The following is a 24,515-nucleotide window of genomic DNA, read 5'->3' as shown; positions in this document are numbered from 1 at the left end:
CCCATACACCCACCATTTTTCGTCTTGTCAAGGCAGCAAAGACGCCTTGACAAGACGAAAAAGGGTGGGGGCGCAAAAACAATCGGGGGCTGCCAGGGTTGGGGGTTGAAAGAACCTGCCGGCACGGAACGATGGGTAGCGGTGCGAGTGGCGGCCGGGGGCCCGAAAAGGCATGCGCCGGTTGGTCACGGGGGCCGGTTGAGGCCGGGGGCCGAAAGAGTCCGCCCCCGGTTGGTCACGGGGGCCGGTTGGGGCCGGGGGCCGGTGAAGTTCTGTTGGTCAGTGGGCCAAGAGGGCTGTGCTGCTAGTCCTTGAGTTTCTTGATTTCGTCTGTGAAGTCTTCTACGCGGTCGCCTGTGCCGTCTTTGGGGCCGCTGGCCTGGGGGGCGTGGACGTTGACTTCTGAGGGGCTGACTGTGGCGTCCGAGTCTGAGAGCAGGGAGCGGATGCCGGAGTTCAGTACTGCCAGTAGTGGTACTGCCAGTAGTGCGCCGGAGATGCCGCCTACCACCAAGCCGGCGGTGATGGCGAGGACTACTGCCAAGGGGTGCAGTTTTACTGCTCGGCCCAGGAGTAGGGGCTGTAGTACGTGGCTTTCCAGTTGCATGACGCCGATCAGTACCGCGAAGACGACCAGGGCTGCTACCGGGCCGTTGGCCACCAGGGCGATCAGTACTGCGACCGCGCCGGTGATGACCGCGCCGATGATCGGGATGAACGCGCCCAGGAAGACCAGGGCTGACAGCGGGACGATCAAGGGGACGCCGACGATCCACAGGCCGATTCCCACGCCTACCGCGTCGACCACTGCTACTGCTGCTGTGGCGCGGACGTAGCTGACCAGGGAGGCGAAGCCTCGGCGGCCTGCCACGTCTGCTCGTGCTCGGACGTCTGTGGGGACTGCTCTCACCACGAAGCGCCAGATGCCGTCGCCGTCGTGGAGGAAGAAGATCAGCGTGAACAGGGCCAGGAGGATGCCGGTCAGGAGTTCGCCCACCGTGGCGGCCGTCGTGAGGGCGCCTGAGGTGATCTCGGACTGGTTTTCCTTGATCGTGTTCAGCGCGTTGTCCAGGTACTGCTGGAGCTGGACGTCGCTGAGGTGCAGTGGGCCGTCCTTGAGCCAGCCCCTGATGGTGTCGAGGCTGGCCGACACCTGGGTCTGGAGTTCTGGGAGGCCCTTGGAGAACTCGGTGATCACGAAGGTGAGGACGCCGCCCACGACGGCGATGCCGCCGATCAGGACCAAGCCCGCCGCCAAGCCCCTGGGGACGCGGAGCTGCACCAGTTGTGCGACCAAGGGGGACAGGAGTGCGGCCAGGAGGAGGGCGATGGCCACCGGGATGACGATCGTGGCGAGGAACGACACCACGTTCGCGACCACGTAGAGGGCGGCCACCACTGCCACGAAGCGCCAACTCAGCGCGGCGCTGATGCGCAGCAGTCTGGGCACTCGGTTGCTGATCTCCGACTCACGTGCGGTCACGCTGGTCACCGTATCCCGCTCGACACTGGTCAGCACCGTGGTCGAGGTGATCAGATCGTGGCGAAACGGGGGTGTGATGGCTGACGACCTGACCGCGGTGGAACGCCGGGTGTGCCTGGCGTACGCGTCCGGGGTGCCGATCGACCTCCGCGAGGGGACCAAGGACCGGGCTGAGCGGACCGTTCGCGGGTCCGTTCTCTCCGGGTTGCTGACCGGTGTTTACCGCGTGCGGAGTCCCGGTGTGCCCGCGTTGCGGTTGAGCGGGGCGAACGTCGTGGGGGTGTTCGCGCTTGAAGGTGCTCGGCTGCGGACCGTGATCGACCTGCGGGAATGCTCGTTCGAGCAGCCGCCGGACGTGCGGATGGCGCACCTGGTGGGGCTGCGGATGCGCGGGTGTCGGGTTCCGGGGCTGTGGGGGCGGAACCTGCGCGTGGCGAGCGACCTGGTGTTGGAGGCGGGGTTCACCAGTGACGGTGTGGTGGACCTGACCGACGCGACGGTCGACGGCACGCTGCGGTTGGCGGGCGCGGTGCTGCGCAGTCGTGGGGATCACGCCCTGCTGGCCGCGCGGATCCGCGTGTCGGGGTCGGTCCAGGCCATCGCGCTGCGGGCCAACGGGGAGGTGCGGCTGCGCGGTGCGAACATCGGCGGCAGCGTGCACCTCGGTGGGGCGCGGCTGATCAACCCGGCGCAGGACGCGCTGGAGGCGTCCGGTGTGGTGATCGCGGGCAACCTCTTCTGCGACAGCGAAGGCGGGCGGTTCACCGCTGAGGGGCGGGTGCTGCTCGACGGGGCCCGTGTCGGTGGGGACGTCATCTTCTCCGGGGCGCGGCTGCGGTCGACGAGCGTGGTGGACCGGCCGGTGCTGGTGATCCCGCGCGGGACGGCCGACGAGTCCGCCGCGCTGGTCGCGGACCGGATCAAGGTCGACGGCAACGTCGAACTGGACGACGGGTTCACCTCCTCCGGCACGGTGCGGCTGCCGAACGCCGACATCGGCGGGTACCTGCGCATGTCCGGTGCGGTGATCGGGCGGCCGGACGCGCTCGAGGAGCTGGAGGACCTGGCCGACCCGGTGGTGCACCGCATCCCGGTCGCGCTGCACGCCGACGGCGTCCAGGTGCGCGGGGACGTCGAGGCGCGCGGCGCGGTCAACGGCGGGTTCACCGGGGACGGGGAGCACGAGTCGGCGTTGCGCGCGTACGGGCAGGTGCGGTTGGTCGACGCGCACGTGCGCGGCAGCATGAGCCTGTCCGGCGTGCAGCTGTTCGGGCCCGGCATCGACGTCCTGTTCGCGGACCGGCTGCGGGTCGGCGGCACCCTGTTCCTGCGCGACCTCCAGGCGAAGGGGTCGATCCGGCTCCAGAACGCGCACATCGGGTCAACGCTCGACTGCTCGGGCGCGAAGCTGACGCACCCCCGCCGCCGCGGCGACGGCACGGTGAAGCCGTCGCTGGACGCGCGCGTCGCCACGATCGGCAAGGACCTCCTGTGCAGCTACGGCTTCCACGCCGTCGGCGGCGTGCGGATCCGGTTGGCCGAGGTCAGCAAGATGGCCACGTTCGCGGGCGCCCGGCTGGGCGGTCCCGGCGGCGACATCGCCCTCAACGCCTACGGCCTCCAGGTGCACCAGCTCGTGCTGCGGCTGTCCGACAAGCAGATCCCGGTCGGTCGGGTGGTGCTCACCAGGGTCAAGGCGACGTCGGTGTCGGACGGGCCGGGGCTGTGGGCGGCGACCGGCGGCGTCGACGTGGAGGACTTCAGCTTCGACTCGATCTCCGCGTCGCCGGAGGTGGACGTGCACACCCGGCTGCGGTGGCTGCGGGAGGTGCAGCCGGACTTCGCGCCGGGGCCGTACGAGCAGCTCGCCGCCGTCTACCGAGACGGCGGGGAGGAGGAGCTGGCGCAGCACGTGCAGCTGGAGAAGCAGCACCGGCGCTACTCCGAGCTGGGCCGGGCGGGCCAGGTGTGGGGTTTCCTCCAGCGGTGGACGGTCGGGTACGGCTACCGACCGTGGTTGGCGATCGCGTGGCTGCTGGTGTTCTGGCTGGCGGGCTCGCTCTGGTTCGGCTGGCACGTGATGCTCAAGCTCAACTCCGACGAGGACCCGGTGTGGAACCCCTGGCTGCTCTCGATGGACCTGCTGATCCCCATCGTGGACCTCGGCCAGGACGGGAAGTGGCGGTTCGTGGGCGCTTCCCAGTGGATTTCCAGCGTGCTGATCGCGGTCGGCTGGATCCTCGCGTCGACGGCGGCGGCCGGTGCCGCACGGGTGCTCAAGAGGATCTGACGTGGAATGAGCACTCAGGGTCACGGCTGATGTCACAGAGTGTTCGTCACACGATGTGACGAACGGGCACCCGGGAGCGTGCGGTTCCGAGGTCCTCCCTGGCAGGCTCACGAAGTCGACTTGACCACTGCGGTCGACGTCCCAGTCGAGGTGGAGGTATCCGGGTTGTCTGCCGTGGACCAGCGAGCGGGAACGGGGGCGTGCCGTCTTCGGCGTGCCCTCGGCCGCGCTCTCCTGGTGCTCGGCGGCGCGGCGGCGAGCACCGCCGCCGCCTGGGTGCTCTCCACGGCCACGGCGGCCGCCGAGGCGCCGGACCCGGACGTGGTGTCGGCGGTCTCCGCCGGAGCGTCGCAGCACACGTTCGACGAGGTGCTGCCCGCTCGCGTGACCACCGCGATCGCCCCGGTCGTCACGCCCGCCACCCAGACCGTGGTCGGGATCGACGAGGCGCTGCGCGCCGAGCAGGAGAAAGCGCGCGCCGCCACCGCCCCGAAGCTCGAAGAGGTGGCGGACCAGCTCCGCGGCGGCCTCGACGAGGTGGGGTCCTGGTTCGAGCAGCCCCGTCTGGTCGGAGTCCTCCAGCCCGACGCCCTGTTCCAGGTCGACAAGACCGCTACCGCAGTGCCCGTGGTGCCTTCCCCGATCGACGACAGCGTCGCACCGGTCTCGGTGGGCACGCCCGTCGTGGAAGCCCCGGCCACGTCCTTCTCGCCGGTCGGCGACCCGTGGACGTGGCAGCCCGTCACCCCGCGCACCGCGCCGGGTGACGACGCGCGTCCCGATTTCCCCGGAGACCCCTCTCCGCTGCCGTTCGTCCCGTTCGCTCCGCCGGTCAACGCGCCGGTGCACTGCTCTTGCGGTGGCGACGGTTCCGGTTCGGCGGGCAACCAGAACTCGGCCTCCCAGGCCGCGTTCGTGAACGCCTACGACTCCGCCGTGGCTCGGGCGCTCAAGCCCACCACCGAGCGGATCTCCGTGCTCCCGGGCAAGCAGCCCGGCAGCACTCCTGACTGATCTGAGCGCGCGGTCCTAGACAGCTCCCACGCTGTCCTGGGGAATCGACCGGCGCGCTCTTTCTTCGCGCTCCTTTGTGGTCGAGATGCCGCGCACCCAGCCTTCCTCGATCCGGGTGGCCCACTTCCGACGCTGCGCGTCCGGCCGCCCGCCACATCCCCGCAAAGGAAAAAGGAGTCTCAATGCAGACCTGGGCAAAGCGCGGAATCCAGTCCGCGCTGGTTACTGGTGGTTTGCTGATGCTCGGTACGGGCATCGCTTCTGCCCAGGAGAACGTCAACCCCGATGCCGCCCCGTCGACCATCGACGGCGGCATCACCGTGCCGATCGACATGGAGAAGAACGCGGTCGGCCTCCCGGTCGCCAGCCAGCGCGAGCTGCCCGAGTTCCACCGCGAGATCAGCAACGACCGCGTCTCCCGCGCGAACCCGCTGGTCCGCGACGCGGGTGACCGCGTCGACACCTCCGCGGCCACCCGCGGCAACGTGGTCCAGCCGAACGTCGTCGTCCCGGTCGACGTCTGCGGCAACGCCGTCGCCGCCGGGAGCGACGCGAGCGTCGACACCACCTGCGGCCAGACCGTCACGCAGCCCGCCGCCGTGCTGACCGACGGGTCGAACGGGTCGCTCGCGGGCAACGTGGCCGCCGTGGGCCTCGCCGTCCCGGCGCAGGTCACCGGCAACTCGATCGCCGTGCTGGGCAACTCGTACGCGCACACCTCGGCCGTCCAGGCCGCGTCGACCGGTGGCGACATCACCACGTCCGGCGATCGCGGGACGCTGTCCGGCAACATCGCCGCCGCGCAGGGCGCCGTGCCCGCGCAGGTGACGAACAACGCGGTCGGTGGCGGCGGCAACGCCTACTCCGACTCGGACGCCGCCACCTCCGCCGAGTCCCTCGGCTCGCTGAAGACCGACGGCGACAACAGCTCCGTCGGCGGCAACGTCGTGGGCGTGCCGCTGGCCCCGATCGCCGCCGTGAACGGCAACGGCGTGGCGGGCGCGGGCAACGCGGACTCGATCGCGAGGAACAGCGCGACCTCGGACGCGGGCACCACGCGCACCGGCCTCAACGGCATCCCCTCGTGGACGCAGACGAGCGGTGACCCGGCGACGCTCGCGGGCAACGTGGTCCAGCCGCAGCTCGCGGGCCCGGTGTCGGTCGACGACAACGCGATCGCGGGCGCGGCCAACTCGAGCGCCACCAGCAGCACGGTGAACGACGCCGAGGCCGGTGGGTTCACCAGCACGACCGGTGAGGGCTCCACGCTCTCGGGCAACCTGGCCGACGCGCCCGTGGCGCTGCCCGTCTCCGGTGGCGGCAACGCCGTCTCGGCGATCGGCAACACCGCCGCGAAGCACAGCAACGACGTCACCGCCAAGGCGGGCGAGGGCACGTACACCAACGGCGACCACTCGGTGCTCGCCGCGAACACCCTCTCCGCGTCGCCCGCCGGAGCGGCTGACGCGTGCGGCGACGCCGTCGCCGGTGCGGGCAACGCCACCGCCTTCTGCGACAACGACGTGACCTCGGACACCGGTGGTTACAACGGCACGACCGGCAACGACAGCGTCGTGTCGGGCAACATCGCCCAGGTGCCCGCCGTGGTCCCGGCCGAGGCCTACGGCGTGGCCGCGGGCGTCGTGGGAGCGCCGACCAGCACGACCGACGAGCACAAGGTCCTCACGTCCGGCGGCACGCCGAACAGCCAGGACGACAACGGCACGGTGTCGAGCAACATCGTCACCGCGCCCACGGCCGTCGGCGCGCAGGCCTTCGGCGACGCCGCGGCGCTCGTCGGCAACCCGAACACCGACACCGCCAGCGACACCGTGCTGGTCGCGGGCGGCCCGTCCAACGCGACCGGCCACCACGGCTCCGCGTCGGGCAACATCGTGCAGGCCCCGACCTCGAACCCCGCGCAGGCGTTCGGCGACACCGTCGTCGCGGTCGGCAACGGCACCTCGAACGTCGACTCCGAGCTGGACTCCACCTCCGGTGGCGACGCCGTCAGCGACGGCGCCGAAGGCGCGATCGCGGGCAACGTCGTCTCCGTCCCCGAGGCCTCGGCCGTCGAGGTCTTCGGCAGCGCGGTCGGCGCGGGCAGCAACGTCGAGAGCGACGCCGCCAACGACTACAGCTCCCTCGCGGGCGGCGACGTCACCACGACCGGCGACCGCGGCTCCCTCTCGGGCAACGCCGTGGCAGCCCAGGTCGCCGCTCCGGTGCAGGCCTTCGCGGACACCGTCACCGCCGCGGCGAACGGCGACTCGAACACGTTCGGCGTCACCAAGGTCGTCGCGGGCGGCGACAGCACCACGTCGGGCAAGGACGCGTCGGTGTCCGGCAACCTGGTCACGGTTCCGGCGAACGCCGCGCCGGAGGTGTTCGGCGAGCCGGTCACGGCCGCGGGCATCTCGAAGACCACCTCGGACAGCACCCTGCTCAGCAAGGCGGGCGGCAAGACGACCACCGCCGGCAACGGCGACGCGGTCACGGCGAACGACGTGCCGGTGCCGGTCGAGGCCGCGGGGCAGGTCTACGACATCCCGGTCGAGGTCCTCGGCCAGGCCACCGCTCTCGTCCACACGACCACCACCCAGACCACCGGCGAGGAAGCCGACGGTGCGCGCTCGAACGAGGCGCCCCGCGGCATCGACCTCCCCGCCAGCGTGGACAGGCTGCTCGGCGCGTCCGACATCCCGAGCCTGACCAACCTGAGCCGCCTTCCCGTCGGCTCGGAGACGGTGAGCACCCTTCCGGTGAACCACATCCCCGACACCGACCAGCTGACCTCCCTGGACCTCCCGTCGACCGCGCCCGCCCTGGAGGAGGAGCGCTCGTTCGGCGGCACCCTCCCGCTGGTCGGCGGCTTCGGCTCCACGCCGGTGATCCGGGGCCTCCTGCCCCTGGCGCCCGCGGGCCGCAGCCTGCCGACGCTGCCCACGGCCCCGATCGCCGTCCCGGCGCTCCCGGTCGTGGTCCCGGTCGCCCCGGTCGCGCAGCCCCGCTCGCTGGACACCCCGACCCGCACGGCCCTGCCCACCGCGTCCCTGAGCGGCGTGAAGCTCAACACCACCGGTGACGCCCTCAAGGCCGCCGGTGCGGGCGACGAGCGCTCCCTCGGCGCTCCGGCCCTGGCGGGCCTGGACACCCAGTCCCTGTTCGGGTCCCTCGAGGACACCATCCAGATGTCCCGCATCTGATCGTGGTGACCGGCTGACACACCTGCTCCACCCTGGGAACGAAGGCTGAGCCCCCGACGCGATCCGGCGTCGGGGGCTCAGCCCTTTTGGCGTGTGAGGGCTAGGAGCGCAGCCGTTCCTCCACGTGCGCGATGACCGAGTGCATCGGCGCGGCCCCGTCGCTGGTCACCCAGCACACCCGCACGCCGGGCCGCACCCGCGTGCCCGCGATCCGCACCGCGCGCCCGGCCAGCTCACGCACGCGCTCGGCCACGGCCTCGCCGTTGCCGCAGCTGTGCTCGGCGATCACGGCGAACTCGTCGCCGCCGTACCGCGCGACCGTGTAGTCCTCGCGCAGCCCCTCCCGGAGCCTGCCGCCGACGACGGTCAGCAGCTCGTCGCCCCGCTGGAACCCGTGCTCGGCGTTCACCGCGGCCAGCCGGTGCACGTCCACCAGCACCAGCGTCACGACGGTGCCGTGCGTGCGGGCCCGCGCCAACGCCTGGTCGAGCCGGTCGTGCAGCAGCGCCCGCCCCGGCAGCCCGGTCAGCGGGTCCACCAGCCCGCGGCTGTGCGGCACGTCCGTGTGCACGGGTTGCAGGAACGCGACCAGCCGCTGCTCCCCGCGCACCAGCAGCGGGTGGCACTCGACCCAGATCTGCACGTGGGGAGCGCCGGTGCGCACGACGACCACCGGCAGCGTCAGCACCGACCCGGTCCGGAACACCTGGTCGGCGATCTCCGCCCGACTGGGCAGCGGCGCCCCGGAGTCGTCCCGCGCGGACCAGCCCTCGGGCCGGTCGCCGGACAGCAGCTCCTCCTGCCGCAGCCCCACCAGGTCGGCGGCGAGCCTGTTGCCCGCCAGCACGGTCCCGGCAGCGTCCATCAGCACCACGCCGACGGGTAACTCGGCGATCAGTTCATCCCACACCGGGCGGGTGGGGACTGTCTGCACGGTACGCATGCGGCTCGTACCTTCCGCTGGCTGCCACGGCCTGTTCGTCAGAGCTTCCCCGCAGGTAGCAGGCATTTCAATAGGTCGAATGACACCCGGTTCGGTGATCTTTCGCCCTGGTTGTAACGAGCGGGCCGCTAGGCCAACCGGGCGAGCATGGACCCGAAGTCCTGCTCGGACACGATCGGCACCTCGTACGCCCGCGCCCGGCGCGCCTTGCTGGACAACGAGAACGGGTCGGCCGCCACGAGGACGCGCGTCGCCTTCGTGACGTACCCCTGGATCACCCGCAGCCCGGCCGCCGCGGCGCGGTCGATCCACACGTCCCTCGGGTCGGCCATCTGCCCGGTGAACACGACCGTGTCGCCGCGGACGAGCGGGACCAGTTCGGCGCGGGAGGTCCGCTGGGCGACCACCTCGCCGCGGCGGACCAGGTGCGCCGACGAGGACGCGAAGACCGGCCACGGCGCGTGCTCGGCGTCGTCGAGCAGGTCCCGCCACGGCTCCGGCCGCCCGGCTTTCGCCAGGTAGTTCGCGAAGAGGCCCGCGGCGGCGTGCGCGTCGTAGAGCGCCGAGTGGGCGGACACCAGCCGGACACCGGCGGCGTCGCAGCACGCCCGCAACGACCGACCGGCCCTGTCCGGGAGGTACTGGGTGGCCAGCTTCATCGTGCACAGGCCCGCCGTCGGCCACTCCACGCCGAGCCTGCCGAACTCCGCGGCCAGGAAGCGCGCGTCGAAGCTCAGGTTGTGGGCGACCAGCACCCGGTTGCTCAACTGCGCCGCGAGCGACCCGGCGACCTCGGCGAACGTCGGCGCGTGCCACACCTCGGCGGCGCTGATCCGGTGGATGTGCTGCGGCCCCAGGTCACGGGCCGGGTTGACCAGCGTGCACCACTCGCCCGTGACGAGGCCGTCCTCGTCGAGCAGCACCACCGCGACCTCGACGACCCGATCCCGACCACCCGCCGCGAACCCCGTCGTCTCGGTGTCGACGACCGCGTAACCAGCACCCACCAGCGAACACCCCGATGCCGACGAACGATCTTCGGAATCTACTCGGACGATCATCGAAGCCGGTGCGCGCCTCGCGGGGTTTCCTGAGATTTTCCGGTGAAAGCGCAATCACAGCAACGAAAGTGAGCTATGGGGCGTCTCCTGGGTAGAGCGGGTGCATCCCGCTCACCACTGGGGGAGTCCCGTTGTCCACAACGTTGATCGCGGCGCCGAGGGTCGAGCACCGGGAACCGGAGGCGCCCGCGCCACCGGTCCGGGCCCGCTGGCGGCCGACCACGCCCGTGCAGGCGGTGATCAGCGCCGCGCTGCTCGGCCTGATGCTGCACATGCGCTACGGCTACACGGCGGGGACGGGCGACCACCTGGTCCTGTCGGCGTTGGGGCTGCACTGGGCGGACCCGACCAAGTTCGCGGGCGACTGGGTCATCGCGAACGCCCCGCAGCCGCACTGGCTGTTCGACGTCGTGACGTGGGCCGGGGCGAGCACCGGGACGCTCGACGCGGTCTACTTCGGCTACTGGTGCCTCGGCCTGCTGGCGTTCGGCTTCGCGACGGCGATCCTGGCGCGCGCGTGGGCGCCGCGGGCCACGTGGTCGGCGACGATCGTCGTCACCGTCATCGGCGCGCTCACCCCGTGGTGGCTGCTCGGCACCGGCTCGCCGATGCTCGCCATCGCCCTGCCCGGCGTGCTCTCCGGGTTCCTCATCTACCTCGCCGTCGCCGCGCTCGTCACCGGTCGGCACGGCCTGGCCGCGTTCGCCGCCGTCGCGACCGCGCTCGTCCACGTGCAGCAGGGCGCCGTGGTCGGCGTGCTGCTGCTGGCGGCCGTCGTCGCGCTGGGCGTGCGCGACCGCCGCGTCCACTGGCTGCTCGTCGGGACCGCCGTGGTCGTCGGCGGCATCGTCGCGGGCAACCTGGTCGCCCGGCCGGTCGCGGGCGACACCGCGGACTTCGCCAAGGTCTGCACCGAGCTGATCCCGTACCACTGCGAGGCGACCAGCTGGATCCCGCAGCTGATGTGGGGCGGCTTCGCGCTGGTCGGACTGGCGCTGCTGAGCGTGTTCCACTTCGTCCGCGGCACCCGCGGGCTGTGGGCCGCCCTGGTCCTGCTGCCCGCCATCGGCCTCACGGCGGGCGTGCTGGTCGACCGCTTCGACGTGCCGACCCTCGGCGTCCTCGCGCAGGGCCTGAACATCTACCGGCTCGACGTGGTCCTGATGCCGCTCGCGGTGTGGGGCGTCCTCACCCCGGTCTTCGCCCTCACCGCCGCGTGGAAGCGGCTGCTGCTGCTCCCGCTGGTGGGCGCGCTCGCCTACTTCGCCATGGGCGTCAAGGAGACCGAGCCCGCTTACCCGTTCGCGAGCACCAACGGCGGCCCGTGGATCCTGGTCGCCGCCGGCGCCATGCTGATCGGCTGCTTCCTGCTGGTCCCCCGCTTCCTGGTGGTCGCGGGCATCCTCACCGGTCTGATCGGCTCGGTCGTCGTCGCGGGCGTCCTGACCTGGCGTCCCCTCGACACCCGGTTCATCCCCGACACCGCGCTGCGCGACTGGGGCCAGGCCGTCGAACGGGTCGTGCCGCCCGGCAACCAGCTCCTGGTGCCCCCGCTGGCCCTGTACGTCCGCCTCGCCTCGGGCCGCGGCGTGGTCGTGGACTGCAAGAACGGCGCGTACGGCGGCCCGGCGACCCTCGACTACGAGGCCAGGCTCACGGCGTTGGGCGGCGTCGACCAGTGCGGCAGCCAGGACCCCGGCAAGTACAACTCGCTCAACGCCCTCCAGCTCACGGCCATCGCGCGGGAGTACGGGGCGAACTACCTGGTGCTGGAGCAGTCGCAGGCGTGGCAGGAGTCGGCGTACGTCGCCGAGGGGTGGACCGTGGTGCTGCGGCCGTTCAACTCGGTGAAGAACATCGTGATCAAGGCGCCCTGGGCCTAGTCCCCGACGAGCGCGGCCACCACCGGGCACTGCTCGGCGACGGCCCCGGAGACGGCGAGGTCCACCAGCGCCGCCCGCATCCGGCCCAGGTCCCGGATGCGGGTGTCGATCTCGCCGAGCTTGCCCGCCACCAGCCCGCTCACGTCGTCCCCGGTCAGCGCTCCGGCCCGCGGCAGGTCGAGGAACTGCGCCACCTCGACCAGGGTGAACCCCAGCTGCTGGGCGCGGCGGATGAACTTGATCCGCCGCACCGACTCCTCGTCGTACTCGCGGTAGCCGCCCCCGGTCCGCCCCAGCGGCTCGACCAGCCCGCGCCGCTCGTAGAACCGCAGGGTGCTGATCCCGACCCCGGCGGCCCGAGCCACCTCACCGATGCGCACGACCGCGATACTGCCCGACCACGGCCCACCCCTGCACCAGCGCCCAGGCCAGCTCCAGCACCAGGAACGCGACCAGCACCCGCGACTCCCCCTCGACCAGCGCCCAGGTGAACCACGCGCTGAACACCAGCCGCCCCACCGTGTCCATGCCGATCAGCACCGGCTCCGGCCGCACCCACCGGGCGATGGACCACATGACCACCACGACCCCGAACAAGCTCGTCATCAGCAGCGCGGTGCCGTCCACCACCGGCGGCGGAGCCCCGCCCACCCCCAGCCCCTCGTGCACGGCTCGCATCGCGTCGAACACGAGCCCCGCCGTCCACGGCGTCGCGAACAACGCCGTGACGACGAGGTCGTACCCCGCACCCGCCCGGCCCCACCGGACCACACCTGAACCCATGCCGACAGCCTCGACCCTGCACCTTGGTGCAGGGTCAAGTCGTCACGAGTCCTGTTCCTCCAACCACCGCAGGATCACCTGGTTGGTCTCCTCGGGCTTCTCCTGCTGGATCCAGTGGCCGCAGTCCAGCGTGACCACGTCCACGTTCGGCACGAAGTCCGCCAGGGTCGGGGACTGCGCGATCGAGTCCCGGCCGCCGTAGACCATGAGCGTGGGCTGGTGGACGATCGGGTCCGCGTCCGCCAGTTGGTGCCAGTTGCGGTCGAGGTTCCGGTACCAGTTGACGCCACCGGTGAACCCCGAGGATTCGAAAGCGGAAACGTAGACCGCCAATTCCTCCTCGCTCATCACGGGCTCACCGAGAGGTTCTTCCGCACGGGCCAGGTCGATGAACGCCATTCCCGGTCGCGGCTCCGCCGGGGGCTGGTTCTTCCGGTAGACGTTGCGCAGGAACCGGGCCGCGTTCTCGTCGAACACGGCGTCCGCGACACCCGGCTGCCGGTTGAAGTGGACGAAGTAGAAGTCGCCGCCCAGCACGGCCTCCATGAACTCGATCCACGGGATCTCGCCGCGTTCCTGGTAGGGCAGGCTGAGGTTCACCACCCTGGTCACCCGGTGCGGGTGCAGCAGGGTCAGGCCCCAGACGACTGCCGCGCCCCAGTCGTGGCCGATGAAGGTGGCCTCCTCGTAGCCGTAGTGGTCGAGCAGCGCGACGAGGTCACCCGACAGGTGCTCGATGTCGTAGGCCGTGACCTCGGACGGACGGGACGAGTTCCCGTAGCCCCGCTGGTTGGGGACGATGACGTGGTAGCCCGCCTCGACCAGGACGGGAATCTGGTGGCGCCAGGAAAAGGCGTGCTCTGGCCAGCCGTGGCAGAGCACGACGGGCTTTCCGGCGTTGTGCCCGCCCGCTTCGAAGACTTCGAGCTCCACCCCGTTGACCGCGACAAGGGTGGGCTCGGGGAAATCGGCTGGAGTGGAAATGGGACTTCCTCTTTCACTCGGTCGGTTCAGGTGACGACATCCTGCCGACCGAAACCGGTCACCTCGTGACCGGTTTTCGTGGAATTCTGGCCGTCGTGCGAACCGACCGGCTGGTGGCCATCCTGCTGATGCTGCAACGGCGCGAGCAGGTGACGGCGGCGGAGGTAGCCCGAGAACTGGAGATCGGCGAGCGCACCGCCCGCCGCGACCTCGACGCACTGGCCATGGCGGGGGTGCCCGTGTACTCGGTGCAGGGCCGGGGCGGCGGTTGGCGGCTCGTGGGCGGCGCCCGCACCGACCTGTCCGGGTTGACCGCGAGCGAGGCCCGCGCCCTGTTCCTGGTCGCGGGCCCGGCCTCGGCCGCGACGCCGACCGTGAAAGCGGCACTGCGCAAGCTCGTCCACGCCCTGCCGGAGCCCTTCCGGGAGCAGGCCGAGGCCGCGGCGTCGTCGGTGGTCGTGGACCCGCGGCGGTGGGGGTCGAGCCGGGCCGAGCACCGGCCGCCGCGCTTCCTCGACGACCTCCAGGACGCGGTGATCCGCGGCGTCCAGGTGCGGCTCGGCTACGTCGACGGCAAGGGCGTCGACACCGAGAGGACCGTCCACCCGCTGGGCGTCGTGGCCAAAGGCCCGTCGTGGTACCTCGTCTGCGCCACCGACGCGGGCAGGCGGACCTTCCGGGTCGACCGCGTGTCGTCCGTCGACCCGACCGGCGACCCCGTGGACCGACCGGAGGACTTCGACCTCGCCGAGAGCTGGCGCGAGATCGCCGACGAGGTCGACCGCCGGCGCACACCCCTGGAGGTCCAGGCGGTGTGCACGCTCGAGGGCGTGGGCGTGCTCCGGATCGGCTTCGGCGGTCGGCTCGAAGTGGGCGGCCCCACGCCCGACGGCCGCGTCGAGGTCGTGCTCCGCGGCCGCGACGAGCACATGCTCGCCGGTGAACTCGCCGGGCTGGTCGAGTGGGTCGAGGTGACCGGCCCGCCGGGCGTGCGCGACCACCTGGCCGCGATCGGCCGCACGCTCGCCGAGCGGTACTCCTAGCTGTGCGCCAGGTCCGTGAAGCGGCTGTAGTGGAGCTGGTGGGCGACGACGATGGTGGCGGTCGGGCCGGCGCGGTGCTTGGCGATGATGAGGTCGGCCTCGCCCGCGCGCGGGTCGTCGCGTTCCCAGGCGTCCGGGCGGTTGATCATGATGACCATGTCCGCGTCCTGCTCCAGCGAGCCGGACTCGCGGAGGTCGGACAGCATCGGCTTCTTGTCGGTGCGCTGTTCCGGACCGCGGTTCAGCTGGCTGATCGCGATCACCGGCACCTCCAGCTCCTTGGCGATGAGCTTGAGGTTTCGGGAGAACTCCGAGACCTCCTGCTGGCGTGACTCGGTGCGCTTGCCCGAGGACATCAGCTGGAGGTAGTCGACGACGACGAGCTTCAGGTCGTGGCGCTGCTTGAGCCGCCTGGCCTTGGCGCGGATCTCCATCATCGTCAGGTTCGGCGAGTCGTCGACGAAGATCGGGGCCTCGCTGATCTCGCTCATCCGGCGGGCCAGCCTGGTCCAGTCGTCGTCGCTCATCTTGCCGCCTCGCATGTCGCCGAGGCGGATCTTGGCCTCGGCGGAGAGCATGCGCATGACGATCTCGGTCCGGCTCATTTCGAGCGAGAAGATGGCGCTGGTGAGGCCGTGCTTGATGGAGCACGACCGGGCGAAGTCGAGGCCCAGGGTGGAGTTGTGGGTCGGGATCATCGTCGGGCCGGCGAGGTACATGTGGTCGTGGTTGTCGACCTCCACGCACCGCACCGGGACGCTCTCGACCGGCCGCACGGCGACGACGTCGACGCGGTCGCCGCCCACCGTCCGCAGCAGCTCGGCGATGTCGCGGGCCAGGCGCACGAAGCGGGTGCCGAGCGAGTCGCCCACCAGCAGCGCGTCCAGCAGCTCCCGGCGCTGGGCGTGGCTCGCCCGCAGGTACTCGACGGGGATGTGGGGCTCGTCCGCCAGACCGAGCTCCTTGGCGGTGTGCACCTCGTCGTCGGTCAGCTCCGACTCCACGAACGCCAGCTCGCCGACGCCCACGAGGAACGCGCCGAGCGCGCGGGGCTCCAACGGCAGGTCGGCGTGGGGCAGGGTCCAGCCGGAGGCGAGCCGCACGGAGTGCCGCGCGCTGCTGCGGTGGAGCTGCTCGGTGGTGCGGATCGCCCAGAACCCGCCGGTGGCGCTGCACGACTCGGTCAGCCACTGGTGCTGCGCGTCGGCCGTGATCACCGTGCCGTCGCTGAACTCGACGTCGAAGCACGGCCGGTCGACCATCACCTCGGTCGCCGCGACGACCCTGGTCGGCCTGCCGTCGGCGCCCATCAGCCGGTCGCCGACCTCGACGGACCCCATGGTCGTCCAGCCGGTCGGCGTGGGCAGCGGGGTGTCGAGCGCCAGCGCCTTGCCGACACCGGGGCGCGCCGCGACGATGATCATCTGGCCGGGGTGCAGGCCGTTGGTCAGCTCGTCGAGGTCCGCGAACCCGGTCGGGATGCCGCGCGAGTTGCCGCCGCGCGAGGCGATGGCGTCGATCTCGTCCATGGTCGGCTGGAGCAGGTCCTCCAGCGCCACGTAGTCCTCGGTCGTGCGCCGGTCGGTCACCTCGTAGATGGCGGCCTGGGCCCGGTCGACGACCTCGTCCACGTCCGCGCCCTCGGCGCCGTTGTAGCCGAGCTGCACGATGCGCGTCCCGGCCTCCACGAGCCTGCGCAGGACGGCCTTCTCGGCCACGATCTCCGCGTAGTACCCGGCGTTGGCCGCCGTCGGCACGGTCGCGATCAGCGTGTGCAGGTACGGGGCCCCGCCGACGCGCAGCAGCTCGCCCCGGCGCTCCAGCTCCGCGGACACGGTGATCGGGTCGGCGGGCTCGCCGCGGCCGTACAGGTCGAGGATGCAGTCGTACACGGCCTGGTGCGCGGGCCGGTAGAAGTCCGTCGGCGCGAGCGCCTCGATGACGTCGGCGATGGCGTCCTTGCTCAGCAGCATGCCGCCCAGGACCGACTGCTCCGCGGCCAGGTCCTGAGGGGGCTGCCGTTCGAAGCTGGGTTCGGCCATCCCTCGGTCGTCCACCAGCGCCACCGCGCCCTCACCTCCACGCATCGAGCTGTCCAAGGTCCGTTGTACCCCGAGGCACCGACAGTTCTTCGCAGCACTGTCCGCAACTCACAGCGAGGACCGGGGTTGTGCCTCGGACGCTAGAGCCACCCGACTGGAGCAAGCAAACCTGCCTGTGGACAAGTCGGTGGACAGGTTGTGGATGATCCGCGCTATCTGGCCACACCGAGCCGACAAGGTGGGGACAACCTGTGTACAACTTGGGGCGTGACAGAAATAGCCCCAGCTCAGGGCCTGTGTACAACTTGTGGAAAAAGTTGTTGGTCATGGGCGCGGCGTGTCGCGTGTAACTGCCCTTTCGGCGTGTCGCGCGCCACGTGTCACAGCGGCTGTCCACAGGCGTCGGTCACCCGAGCACTACGACGAACGAGCGACAGCGCCGCCCGCCCGGCGAACCGGGCGAACGGCGCTGTCAGCGGTCGAACAGCGGTGCTCAGCTGGCGGAGGACACGTCCACCGAGAGCGAGACCGTGACCTCCGGGTGCAGCCGGACGGTCACCGCGTGGTGCCCGGTCGTCTTGATGTGACCGGCCAGCTCGATGGCGCGCTTGTCCAGCGTCGGGCCACCGGCGGAACGCACGGCGGACACGACGTCGGACGTGGTGACCGAGCCGAACAGCTTGCCCGAGCCCTTGGCGGACTTGGCCTTCAGCGCCACGGCGCCGAGACCCTCGAGCGCGGCCTTGATCTCCTTGGCGTGGTCCAGGTCGCGCACGCGGCGCGTCTCCTGGGCACGGCGGATGACCTCGACCTGCTTGGCCGCACCCTTGGTGGCCACGATGGCCAGACCGCGGGGCAGCAGGTAGTTGCGTCCGTAACCGTCCTTGACCTCGACGATGTCGCCGGGGCCGCCAAGGCCGCTCACGTCCGCAGTGAGGATGAGCTTCATGATCTGGGCTCCGTCTCTCTCTGAGTTAGCGGGCGGTCGAGGTGTAGGGCAGCAGTGCCATCTCGCGCGAGTTCTTCACGGCGATGGCGACGTCGCGCTGGTGCTGCGAGCAGTTGCCCGTCACGCGGCGCGCGCGGATCTTGCCGCGGTCGGAGATGAACTTCCGCAGCATGGTGGTGTCTTTGTAGTCGATCTGAGTGGCGCTCTTGTCCTTGCAGAAGGCGCAGACCTTCTTCTTGGGCTTGCGCACAGGCGGCTTGGCCATGTGTTAGCTCCTGGGTTAACGCGGTGTGGGTTGTCTGGGTGACCGGTGCGCGGTCTAGAAGGGGGGCTCGTCGGCGAAGCCGCCGCCGCTGTTGCTCGCCGCCGGGGCGGAGCCCCAGGGGTCGTCAGCGGGAGCGCCACCGCCGCCACGGGGTGCCGAGGAGCCGCCGCCGAAGCCGCCGCCCTCACCCCCGCCACGGCTGACCTTGTTGACCTTCGCGGTCGCGTAGCGCAGCGAGGGGCCGATCTCGTCGACCTCCAGCTCCATGACGGTGCGCTTCTCGCCTTCCTTCGTCTCGAAGGAACGCTGGCGCAGCCGCCCGGACACGAGCACACGCGAACCACGGGTGAGCGACTCGGCCACGTTCTCCGCGACCTGGCGCCACACGTTGCACCGCAGGAACAGCGCGTCCCCGTCCTTCCACTCGCCCGACGCCTTGTCGAACGTGCGGGGAGTGGACGCCACGGTGAAGCTCGCCACCGCGGCGCCGGACTGGGTGAAGCGCAGTTCGGGATCGGCGGTCAGGTTTCCGACCACCGTGATCGTCGTCTCGCCAGCCATGTCGGGAGCCCCTGCCTCAGACCTTGGCCTTGGCGGCGTTCTTGGCCGCCTTCGCCGAAGCCTTCGTGGACTTCGGGGGGTGGCGCCGCATGACCTTGGTCCGCAGCACCGTCTCCTGCAGGCCCAGCTGGCGGTCCAGTTCCTTCACCGCGTCGGGAGTCGAGGTGAGGTCGAGGACGGCGTAGATGCCCTCGCTGCTCTTGTTGATCTCGAAGCTCAACCGGCGCTTGCCCCAGACCTCCACCTTCTCCACGTTCCCGCCAGTGGTGCGGATGACGTTGAGAAAGTTGTCCAGCGACGGTGCGACAGTGCGCTCGTCGAGACTGGGGTCAAGGATGACCATCACTTCATAATGACGCATGAGGACCACTCACCTCCTGTGGACTCGCGGCCACGGACTATCCGTGGCAGGAGGGTCGTCGCGTCAGCAACCCGTCCAGGGTAACAGCGAGTAGCAGGGGTCGATTACCAGGGTCAAGCCGCTGAACGGCGGAGCACCCACGTGCGCACGAGCGCGCCGGTCACGCAGGACAGCGCGAGCACCGCGAGCAGCACCGGAGCGGCCACGCCGCCCATCTTCCCGGTGCCGGGCAGCGCCTGGGCCCGACCGGCGGTCTGCACGTTCGCCGAATCCGTCGTCGGCAGCCCGTAGCCGGGCGTGTAGCCGGGCACCTGGCCGCCGTAGCGGACGCCGGGCGACGGCGAGAACAGGCCGGGCGTCGCGAACGGCAGCGAGCCGTAGCCGAACAGCGGCACGCGGCCGAAGTTCGCGCCGAGCCCCTGCGGGCCGTAGAGCTGGAGGTCGCCCGCGCCGACGCCGCCGACCGGGCTGAAGATGCTGCCGGGACCGGGCTGGCCGGGCGTGGAGCCCGTCCCGGTGCCGGGGGTGCCGCCGGTGCCCGGCTGGCCGGTGGACGGCTGCCCGCCGGGCGGGGGCGTCTGCGGCTGCCCCGCGCCGGGGACGATCTGCTCCACGAGCCCCTGCGAGGCGTCCGCGATGGCGCTGGTGCCGTCCTGCACGGGCGCCACGACGGCGTTGACGCCCTTGACCGTGACGCCGCAGGTCGCGGACAGGGTCTGCTGGACCGACGCGCTCAGCGTGCCGATGACCGGGCCGAGCAGCGGGATCTTGGAGAGCTCGCCGACGACCTTGTTCGCGATGTCGCCGCCGGTGATGAAGCCGGAGCCGGTGGGGATCGCGCCGATCGGGATCGGCGGCAGCGACGTGAACGCCTGGCGCAGCGGGTCCGCCAGCGGCGGGCCGAGCAGCGGGACCGCGCGGACCAGGTTGACCACGGGGTCGACCACGGCGCCGGGGCTCAGCGACACCGGGGTGCCGGGAGCGCCCTCGATCGTGGTCCGGCAGCTGCCCACGACCACCGGTTCGGCGGCGACGGCAGTGCCCTGACCTGCGGCGGCGCTGAGCACGCCGACCACGAGGGCCACGGCGGCCGCACCGAGCAACCGGGTGAGTCGGGTCCGCATGTCCTGCCTCCCCATCGTTTCCTACTTCCAAGTAACGAGCGTAGGTCCTGGTGGTGACGCAGTCCACGTGGTGTTTGACATTCGTCCCCCGACCGTCATATCGACGGTGGGGCGGCGGGGCATTACCGCCGCCGACTACCCTGCATGGTCATGCGCATCGGGGCTCATGTCCGCGACGACGACCCGCTCGGCGCCGCGGCGGACCGTGGCGCGGAAGTCGTCCAGTTCTTCTTGGCCGACCCGCAGGGCTGGAAAGCCCCCAAACCGCACCCGCAGACCGCCGAGCTGCTCGCCTCGGACATCACCGTCTTCATCCATTCGCCGTACGTGCTCAACGTGGCGTCCCTCAACAACCGCATCCGGATCCCCTCCCGCAAGGGGGTCACCCAGCACGCCGAGGCCGCCAAGGCCGTCGGCGCCAAGGGGCTGATCGTCCACGGCGGCCACGTCACCAAGGGCGAGGACCCCGCGGAGGGGTTCGCGAACTGGCGCAAGCTGTTCGAGCGCCAGGCCGAGTCCGGCGGCTTCGCCGTGCCGATCCTGATCGAGAACACCGCGGGCGGCGACAACGCCATGGCGCGCCGGTTCGACGCGCTCAAGCGGCTGTGGGACGAGGTCGGCGACTTCGGCGCCGGCTTCTGCCTGGACACCTGCCACGCGTTCGCCGCCGGGGAGGACCTGGTCGACATCGTCGAGCGGGTCAAGGCCATCACCGGCCGCATCGACCTGGTGCACCTCAACAGCTCGCGCGACGAGTTCGCCTCGTCCCGCGACCGGCACGCGAACATCGCGACCGGGACCATCCCGCCCGAACAGCTGGTCGCCGTGCTGGCGGCCGCCGACGCCCCCGCCGTGGTGGAGACACCCGACGAGGGCCAAGCCGCCGACATCGCGTTCCTGCGCGAGCACCTCGGCCGGTGAGCATGGCTCAGGAAGTGGTGGCCGCTGTGCCCGAGCACGTCGACGGGCCTCGGTCCAACCACTTCACGCGTGCCGCCATGGCGGTGCTCGTGCTGCTCTGCGGCCTCACCCTGCTCATCGGCTTCGTCAACAAGGACCGGTGCACGGGGCCGTCGTTCGACCAGTGGGGCCGCAGCCAGCCGGACTACGAGAAGCGGAACAAGCAGGACGTCTGCTACTCGGACATCCAGCACCTGTGGATCGGCCGCGACGTCGACCGGCACGTGTTCCCGTACGTCCACGGCGCCATCAACGCCAAGGGCACGCTCATCGGCGGCAGCGTCGAGTACCCGGTGCTGACCGGCCTGCTCATCTGGGCGGGCGCGATCTTCACCGACACCGACGCCGGGTTCCTGCTGTTCTCCGCGCTGCTCATGGCCCCGTTCGGGCTGGCGACGGCGTGGCTGCTCGGCAAGCTGTCCCGCTGGCGCGCGCTGCTGTGGGCGATCGGGCCGCCGCTGGTGCTCTACGCGTTCCACAACTGGGACCTGCCGGTCGTGCTGTGCGCGGTCGCGGCGGTCTACGTGGTGCACCGAGGGTGGGGCAAGCGCGGGGCCGACCGGCCGCTGCTCGACCGGGCCGTCGCCGCGTCCGTGCTGCTGGGGATCGGGTTCGCGTTCAAGATCTACCCGGCGCTGTTCGTGCTGCCGCTGATGCTGTACGTCCTCACCGGCGGCTGGCGCGGTCAGGAGCTGCCCGCGGGCAAGCGGTACGACTGGTCGGGCATGGTGAAGGTCGCGTTGGCGTCGATCGTCACCGTGGTGCTGGTCAACCTGCCGTTCGCGCTGTTCGGCTACCAGGGCTGGCTGGCGTCGTTCGAGTTCCAGGGCCAGCGCCGGGTCGACATCACGACGAACTCCATCTGGTACTGGGGCATGCGGCCGTTCATGTCGGACGACACGATGCAGTCGCTGGTCAGCGTCCTGTCGCCGGTGTGCATGGCCCTGTCGTTCATCATCGCGGCCTGGGTCGGCTGGCGCCGGTACCAGCGCGAGGGCGTGTACCCGTGGATCCCGGTGTCCGCCGCGATGCTGTGCGGGTTCCTGCTGCTGCACAAGGTGCACTCGCCGCAGTACACGCTCTGGCTGGTGCCGATGTTCGTGCTGATGCGCATCCCGCTGGGGTGGGCGTTCGCGTACTTCGCCGCGGACCTGGCGATGGGCATCGGTATCTTCCGCTGGTACTACGCCATCGAGTTCGGCCAGCCCGCGGGCATCTACGACGGGTTCTCCGCGCAGGCCGTGGTGATCGGCGTGTGGGGCCGGGCGGCGCTGCTGGTGGCGCTGTTCTACGTGTTCCTGCGGTCCCGCGACACCGTGACCTCGAACGACGAGGGCAGCCCGGTGCTCGACCACCTTCCCGCGTACAAGGTCTGACGTCCACCGGGGAGGGCCCGAGGGCCCTCCCCGGACGGATCTAGCTCTGCATCTGGTGCGCGGGCTCGCGGCGCTTGGGCAGTCTCAGCACCCGCTTGTCCGGCGCGCCGTCCAGGAAACCGCCCGCCGGGTCGTCCTCGCCGGAGCGGCGGACCAGGTCCAGCGACGGCCGGTAGACCTCCCGCACGACCAGGACGCACAGCAGGACCACGGCCGCGTCGCGCAGCAGCACGGCCCCGAGGAACCAGTCGATCGGCAGGCCCTTGTTGTCCGTGCCGAGGTAGAAGAACATCCGCGGCACCCACACCAGCGCGTCGAGCGCCATCCACGCGATCAGCAGCTTCCAGCGCGGGATCGCCAGCACCGCCAGCGGCACCAGCCAGAGCGAGTACTGCGGGCTCCACACCTTGTTGGTCAGCAGGAACGCCGCCACCACGAGGAACGCCAGCTGCGCCAGCCGCGGTCTCGTCGGCGCGGACAGCGCGATGAACCCGACTCCTGCGCAGCACAGGACGAACAGGACCGCGCTCACGGTGTTGAGCCCCTCCGGCACCTGCCCCTGCGTCAGGCCGGGGTCGAAGCCCTGCCAGCCGGTCCACTGCGCCACCACGTTGTACAGCGAGTCCGGGTCGGCGCCGCGCTCGGTGTTGAGCCGGAAGAACTCCTGCCAGCCCGGCCGGTAGAGCAGCGCGATCGGCAGGTTCACCGCCGCCCACGTGGCCAGCGTCGCCGCTACGGTCGTCATGCCCTCGCGGATCCGGTCGGACCGCCAGCACAGCAGCAGCAACGGCCCGAGCAGGAACAGCGGGTACAGCTTCGCCGCGCCGCCCAGCCCGAGCAGCACGCCGGCCAGCACCGGTTTCTTCCGCGCCCACGCCAGCATGCCGGTCGTGGCGAACGCGGTCGCGATCGTGTCGAAGTTCGTGAACGCGTGCACGATGACCAGCGGCGACAACGCCACGATCGCCGCGTCCCACACCCTGCGCCGCGCCAGCCGGGCGACCGCCCACGCCGTCGCCAACCACGCCAGCGCCAGCCAGAACGCGGTGATGTCGAAGTAGACGATCACCGTCATCGGCGCGGGCAACCACCCGGACTGCGCCAGGGTGATCCACCCCTGCGCCATCCGCGCGTTGATCCACTGGAACACGCCCGTCACCACCGGGTACTCCATGTACCGGATGTGCGCGGTCGGCTTGCCCTCGTCGTCGATCCACGAGGTCTTGTAGGGGAACGTGCCGGGCTGGTCCATCCGCTCGGCCGTGTACAGCGGCACGATGTCGGAGTAGCAGAGCGCCACGAACTGACGACTCCCCCGCCAGTCGAGCTGCACCTGCCCCTTCTCGTCCACGTACTGCTGGACGCAAGGGGACTTCTGCAACCACGCGAGCGACAACGTCACGACGGCCAGCAGCAGCACGACCCGCAACGGCGTCCAGAACCAGTGCCGCCCGATCGCCGCGTGCCTGCCGACCGGCCCGCCGAACGGCCGACTCGCCTGTTTCGCCAGCGGCTCGGTCCACGTCGGCAGGACCCGCTCGTCCGGGCCGAGCGAGTCCGTGTCGTCTGCGTTGGCACTCTGGACATCCGATGGGCTGGACACCCGCCGGATGCTACGGGTTGCCTGATCACGTCGGGGTCAACTCCCGCGCACTCGTGCGGCGCGGGTGGTGCGTCCCACGAGCACGCACCACCCGCACGTGTGATCTCTAGTCGGCGAGCGTGACCGTCCGCGTCACGCTGCCGTAGCCGGGCACTGCGGTCGGTAGCGTCACCGGGCAATCGGCGTCGCTCAGCGCCACGGTCGCCCGGTCGCCCAGTCGGGCGGTGAACCGCACGCACATCCGCACCGACGCCTGCTCGGCATCCCAACCGCCGCCCGCGTCCCTCCGCCCGTAGTAGACCCCGTCGACCTCGAAGCCGCCGGGGACCACCCGGCTGCCGAAGGCCTTGTCGGGCCCGAACCGGGCGACGGTGTCCTCTTTCGCGACCTCGCTGTCCGCGGGCGGAACCCGGCGAAGCTTCAGTTCCAGCTCGTGCCGATCACGCTCGGCCTGGGTCCGGGCTTCGGCGGTCGCGCCCTCCAAGGCGATCTCCTTGGGCGACGTGCACATCGTCGTGAGGCCGACCGCCGCCAGCACGCCCGCCACCGAAAGCGCTCCCCGAGTTCTCACGGTCCCACTCCTA

General features: G+C 71.0%; 21 protein-coding genes. 7 read left to right on the top strand and 14 right to left on the bottom strand.

From position 1 onward, the window contains the following. Positions 1-304: 304 nt before the first annotated feature. Positions 305-1,483, bottom strand: coding sequence for an AI-2E family transporter (locus ACFWW9_RS10070; protein ID WP_390374098.1), 1,179 nt, complete (start codon positions 1,481-1,483; stop codon positions 305-307). 76 nt (positions 1,484-1,559) lie between these two features. Between ACFWW9_RS10070 and ACFWW9_RS10065 the strand changes: the two genes are divergently transcribed. The 3 genes from ACFWW9_RS10065 (at position 1,560) to ACFWW9_RS10055 (ending at position 7,993) form a co-directional block, all read left to right on the top strand. After that, the gene (locus tag ACFWW9_RS10065) at positions 1,560-3,773 is read left to right on the top strand and encodes a hypothetical protein (protein WP_390374095.1); all 2,214 of its coding nucleotides are present in this window, start codon (positions 1,560-1,562) and stop codon (positions 3,771-3,773) included. 174 nt (positions 3,774-3,947) lie between these two features. Then, positions 3,948-4,787, top strand: coding sequence for a hypothetical protein (locus tag ACFWW9_RS10060; RefSeq protein ID WP_390374092.1), 840 nt, complete (start codon positions 3,948-3,950; stop codon positions 4,785-4,787). Between the two features lie 182 nt (positions 4,788-4,969). Continuing rightward, complete coding sequence (locus ACFWW9_RS10055; RefSeq protein ID WP_390374090.1) at positions 4,970-7,993, top strand: beta strand repeat-containing protein; 3,024 nt, start codon at positions 4,970-4,972, stop codon at positions 7,991-7,993. Positions 7,994-8,093: 100 nt separating this feature from the next. Here the strand turns inward: ACFWW9_RS10055 and ACFWW9_RS10050 are convergent, their stop codons facing one another. Together ACFWW9_RS10050 and ACFWW9_RS10045 are read right to left on the bottom strand one after the other, a co-directional pair. Beyond that, complete coding sequence (locus ACFWW9_RS10050; protein ID WP_390374087.1) at positions 8,094-8,936, bottom strand: diguanylate cyclase domain-containing protein; 843 nt, start codon at positions 8,934-8,936, stop codon at positions 8,094-8,096. A gap of 128 nt (positions 8,937-9,064) precedes the next feature. Continuing rightward, the gene (locus ACFWW9_RS10045; RefSeq protein WP_390374084.1) at positions 9,065-9,943 is read right to left on the bottom strand and encodes an exonuclease domain-containing protein; all 879 of its coding nucleotides are present in this window, start codon (positions 9,941-9,943) and stop codon (positions 9,065-9,067) included. A gap of 185 nt (positions 9,944-10,128) precedes the next feature. On the opposite strand from ACFWW9_RS10045, the gene ACFWW9_RS10040 reads away from it, so the two are divergent. Beyond that, positions 10,129-11,880, top strand: coding sequence for a hypothetical protein (locus ACFWW9_RS10040; RefSeq protein WP_390374081.1), 1,752 nt, complete (start codon positions 10,129-10,131; stop codon positions 11,878-11,880). On the opposite strand, the gene ACFWW9_RS10035 is transcribed toward ACFWW9_RS10040, so the two are convergent. Genes ACFWW9_RS10035 through ACFWW9_RS10025 form a run of 3 tightly spaced genes read right to left on the bottom strand, consistent with a single transcriptional unit; the run spans position 11,877 to position 13,596 of the window. Then, the gene (locus tag ACFWW9_RS10035; protein WP_390374078.1) at positions 11,877-12,260 is read right to left on the bottom strand and encodes a heavy metal-responsive transcriptional regulator; all 384 of its coding nucleotides are present in this window, start codon (positions 12,258-12,260) and stop codon (positions 11,877-11,879) included. The genes ACFWW9_RS10040 and ACFWW9_RS10035 overlap by 4 nt on opposite strands. Further along, positions 12,247-12,663: a hypothetical protein gene (locus tag ACFWW9_RS10030; RefSeq protein WP_390374075.1), complete on the bottom strand. Its 417-nt coding sequence runs from the start codon at positions 12,661-12,663 to the stop codon at positions 12,247-12,249. The genes ACFWW9_RS10035 and ACFWW9_RS10030 overlap by 14 nt, the downstream gene beginning before the upstream one ends. Positions 12,664-12,705: 42 nt before the next feature. Beyond that, positions 12,706-13,596: an alpha/beta fold hydrolase gene (locus ACFWW9_RS10025; RefSeq protein ID WP_390374072.1), complete on the bottom strand. Its 891-nt coding sequence runs from the start codon at positions 13,594-13,596 to the stop codon at positions 12,706-12,708. Between the two features lie 146 nt (positions 13,597-13,742). On the opposite strand from ACFWW9_RS10025, the gene ACFWW9_RS10020 reads away from it, so the two are divergent. Next, complete coding sequence (locus ACFWW9_RS10020; protein WP_390374069.1) at positions 13,743-14,690, top strand: helix-turn-helix transcriptional regulator; 948 nt, start codon at positions 13,743-13,745, stop codon at positions 14,688-14,690. Here the strand turns inward: ACFWW9_RS10020 and dnaB are convergent. The 6 genes from dnaB to ACFWW9_RS09990 all read right to left on the bottom strand — a co-directional run bounded on the left by dnaB (position 14,687) and on the right by ACFWW9_RS09990 (position 19,992). Then, positions 14,687-16,663, bottom strand: coding sequence for a replicative DNA helicase (gene dnaB / locus ACFWW9_RS10015; RefSeq protein ID WP_390374114.1), 1,977 nt, complete (start codon positions 16,661-16,663; stop codon positions 14,687-14,689). The genes ACFWW9_RS10020 and dnaB overlap by 4 nt on opposite strands. A gap of 562 nt (positions 16,664-17,225) precedes the next feature. Further along, the gene (gene rplI, locus ACFWW9_RS10010; protein WP_390374066.1) at positions 17,226-17,681 is read right to left on the bottom strand and encodes a 50S ribosomal protein L9; all 456 of its coding nucleotides are present in this window, start codon (positions 17,679-17,681) and stop codon (positions 17,226-17,228) included. Between the two features lie 25 nt (positions 17,682-17,706). Then, complete coding sequence (rpsR, locus tag ACFWW9_RS10005) at positions 17,707-17,946, bottom strand: 30S ribosomal protein S18 (protein WP_106184952.1); 240 nt, start codon at positions 17,944-17,946, stop codon at positions 17,707-17,709. A 54-nt stretch (positions 17,947-18,000) separates the two neighbouring features. Continuing rightward, positions 18,001-18,507 (bottom strand): single-stranded DNA-binding protein, encoded by a 507-nt coding sequence (locus ACFWW9_RS10000; protein ID WP_390374062.1) that lies wholly within the window; start codon positions 18,505-18,507, stop codon positions 18,001-18,003. 16 nt (positions 18,508-18,523) lie between these two features. Continuing rightward, positions 18,524-18,868, bottom strand: a complete 345-nt coding sequence (rpsF, locus tag ACFWW9_RS09995) for a 30S ribosomal protein S6 (RefSeq protein ID WP_259629132.1) — start codon at positions 18,866-18,868, stop codon at positions 18,524-18,526. Between the two features lie 113 nt (positions 18,869-18,981). Further along, positions 18,982-19,992 carry a hypothetical protein gene (locus ACFWW9_RS09990; RefSeq protein WP_390374059.1) on the bottom strand — a complete coding sequence of 337 codons (1,011 nt, stop codon included), beginning with the start codon at positions 19,990-19,992 and terminating at the stop codon, positions 18,982-18,984. 150 nt (positions 19,993-20,142) lie between these two features. Between ACFWW9_RS09990 and ACFWW9_RS09985 the strand changes: the two genes are divergently transcribed. Next, complete coding sequence (locus ACFWW9_RS09985) at positions 20,143-20,913, top strand: deoxyribonuclease IV (protein WP_390374057.1); 771 nt, start codon at positions 20,143-20,145, stop codon at positions 20,911-20,913. A 2-nt stretch (positions 20,914-20,915) separates the two neighbouring features. After that, positions 20,916-22,328 carry a glycosyltransferase family 87 protein gene (locus ACFWW9_RS09980; protein WP_390374054.1) on the top strand — a complete coding sequence of 471 codons (1,413 nt, stop codon included), beginning with the start codon at positions 20,916-20,918 and terminating at the stop codon, positions 22,326-22,328. 40 nt (positions 22,329-22,368) lie between these two features. On the opposite strand, the gene ACFWW9_RS09975 is transcribed toward ACFWW9_RS09980, so the two are convergent. Both ACFWW9_RS09975 and ACFWW9_RS09970 read right to left on the bottom strand, forming a co-directional pair. Then, positions 22,369-23,931, bottom strand: coding sequence for a glycosyltransferase family 87 protein (locus ACFWW9_RS09975; protein WP_390374051.1), 1,563 nt, complete (start codon positions 23,929-23,931; stop codon positions 22,369-22,371). Between the two features lie 106 nt (positions 23,932-24,037). Beyond that, positions 24,038-24,502, bottom strand: a complete 465-nt coding sequence (locus tag ACFWW9_RS09970) for a hypothetical protein (RefSeq protein ID WP_390374049.1) — start codon at positions 24,500-24,502, stop codon at positions 24,038-24,040. Positions 24,503-24,515 lie beyond the last annotated feature (13 nt).

The sequence above is a fragment of the Umezawaea sp. NPDC059074 genome (assembly GCF_042738955.1).
GTDB lineage: Bacteria > Actinomycetota > Actinomycetes > Mycobacteriales > Pseudonocardiaceae > Umezawaea.
Note: the sequence above shows the minus strand (reverse complement) of the source record. Positions and strands in the feature narration are given on the sequence as shown.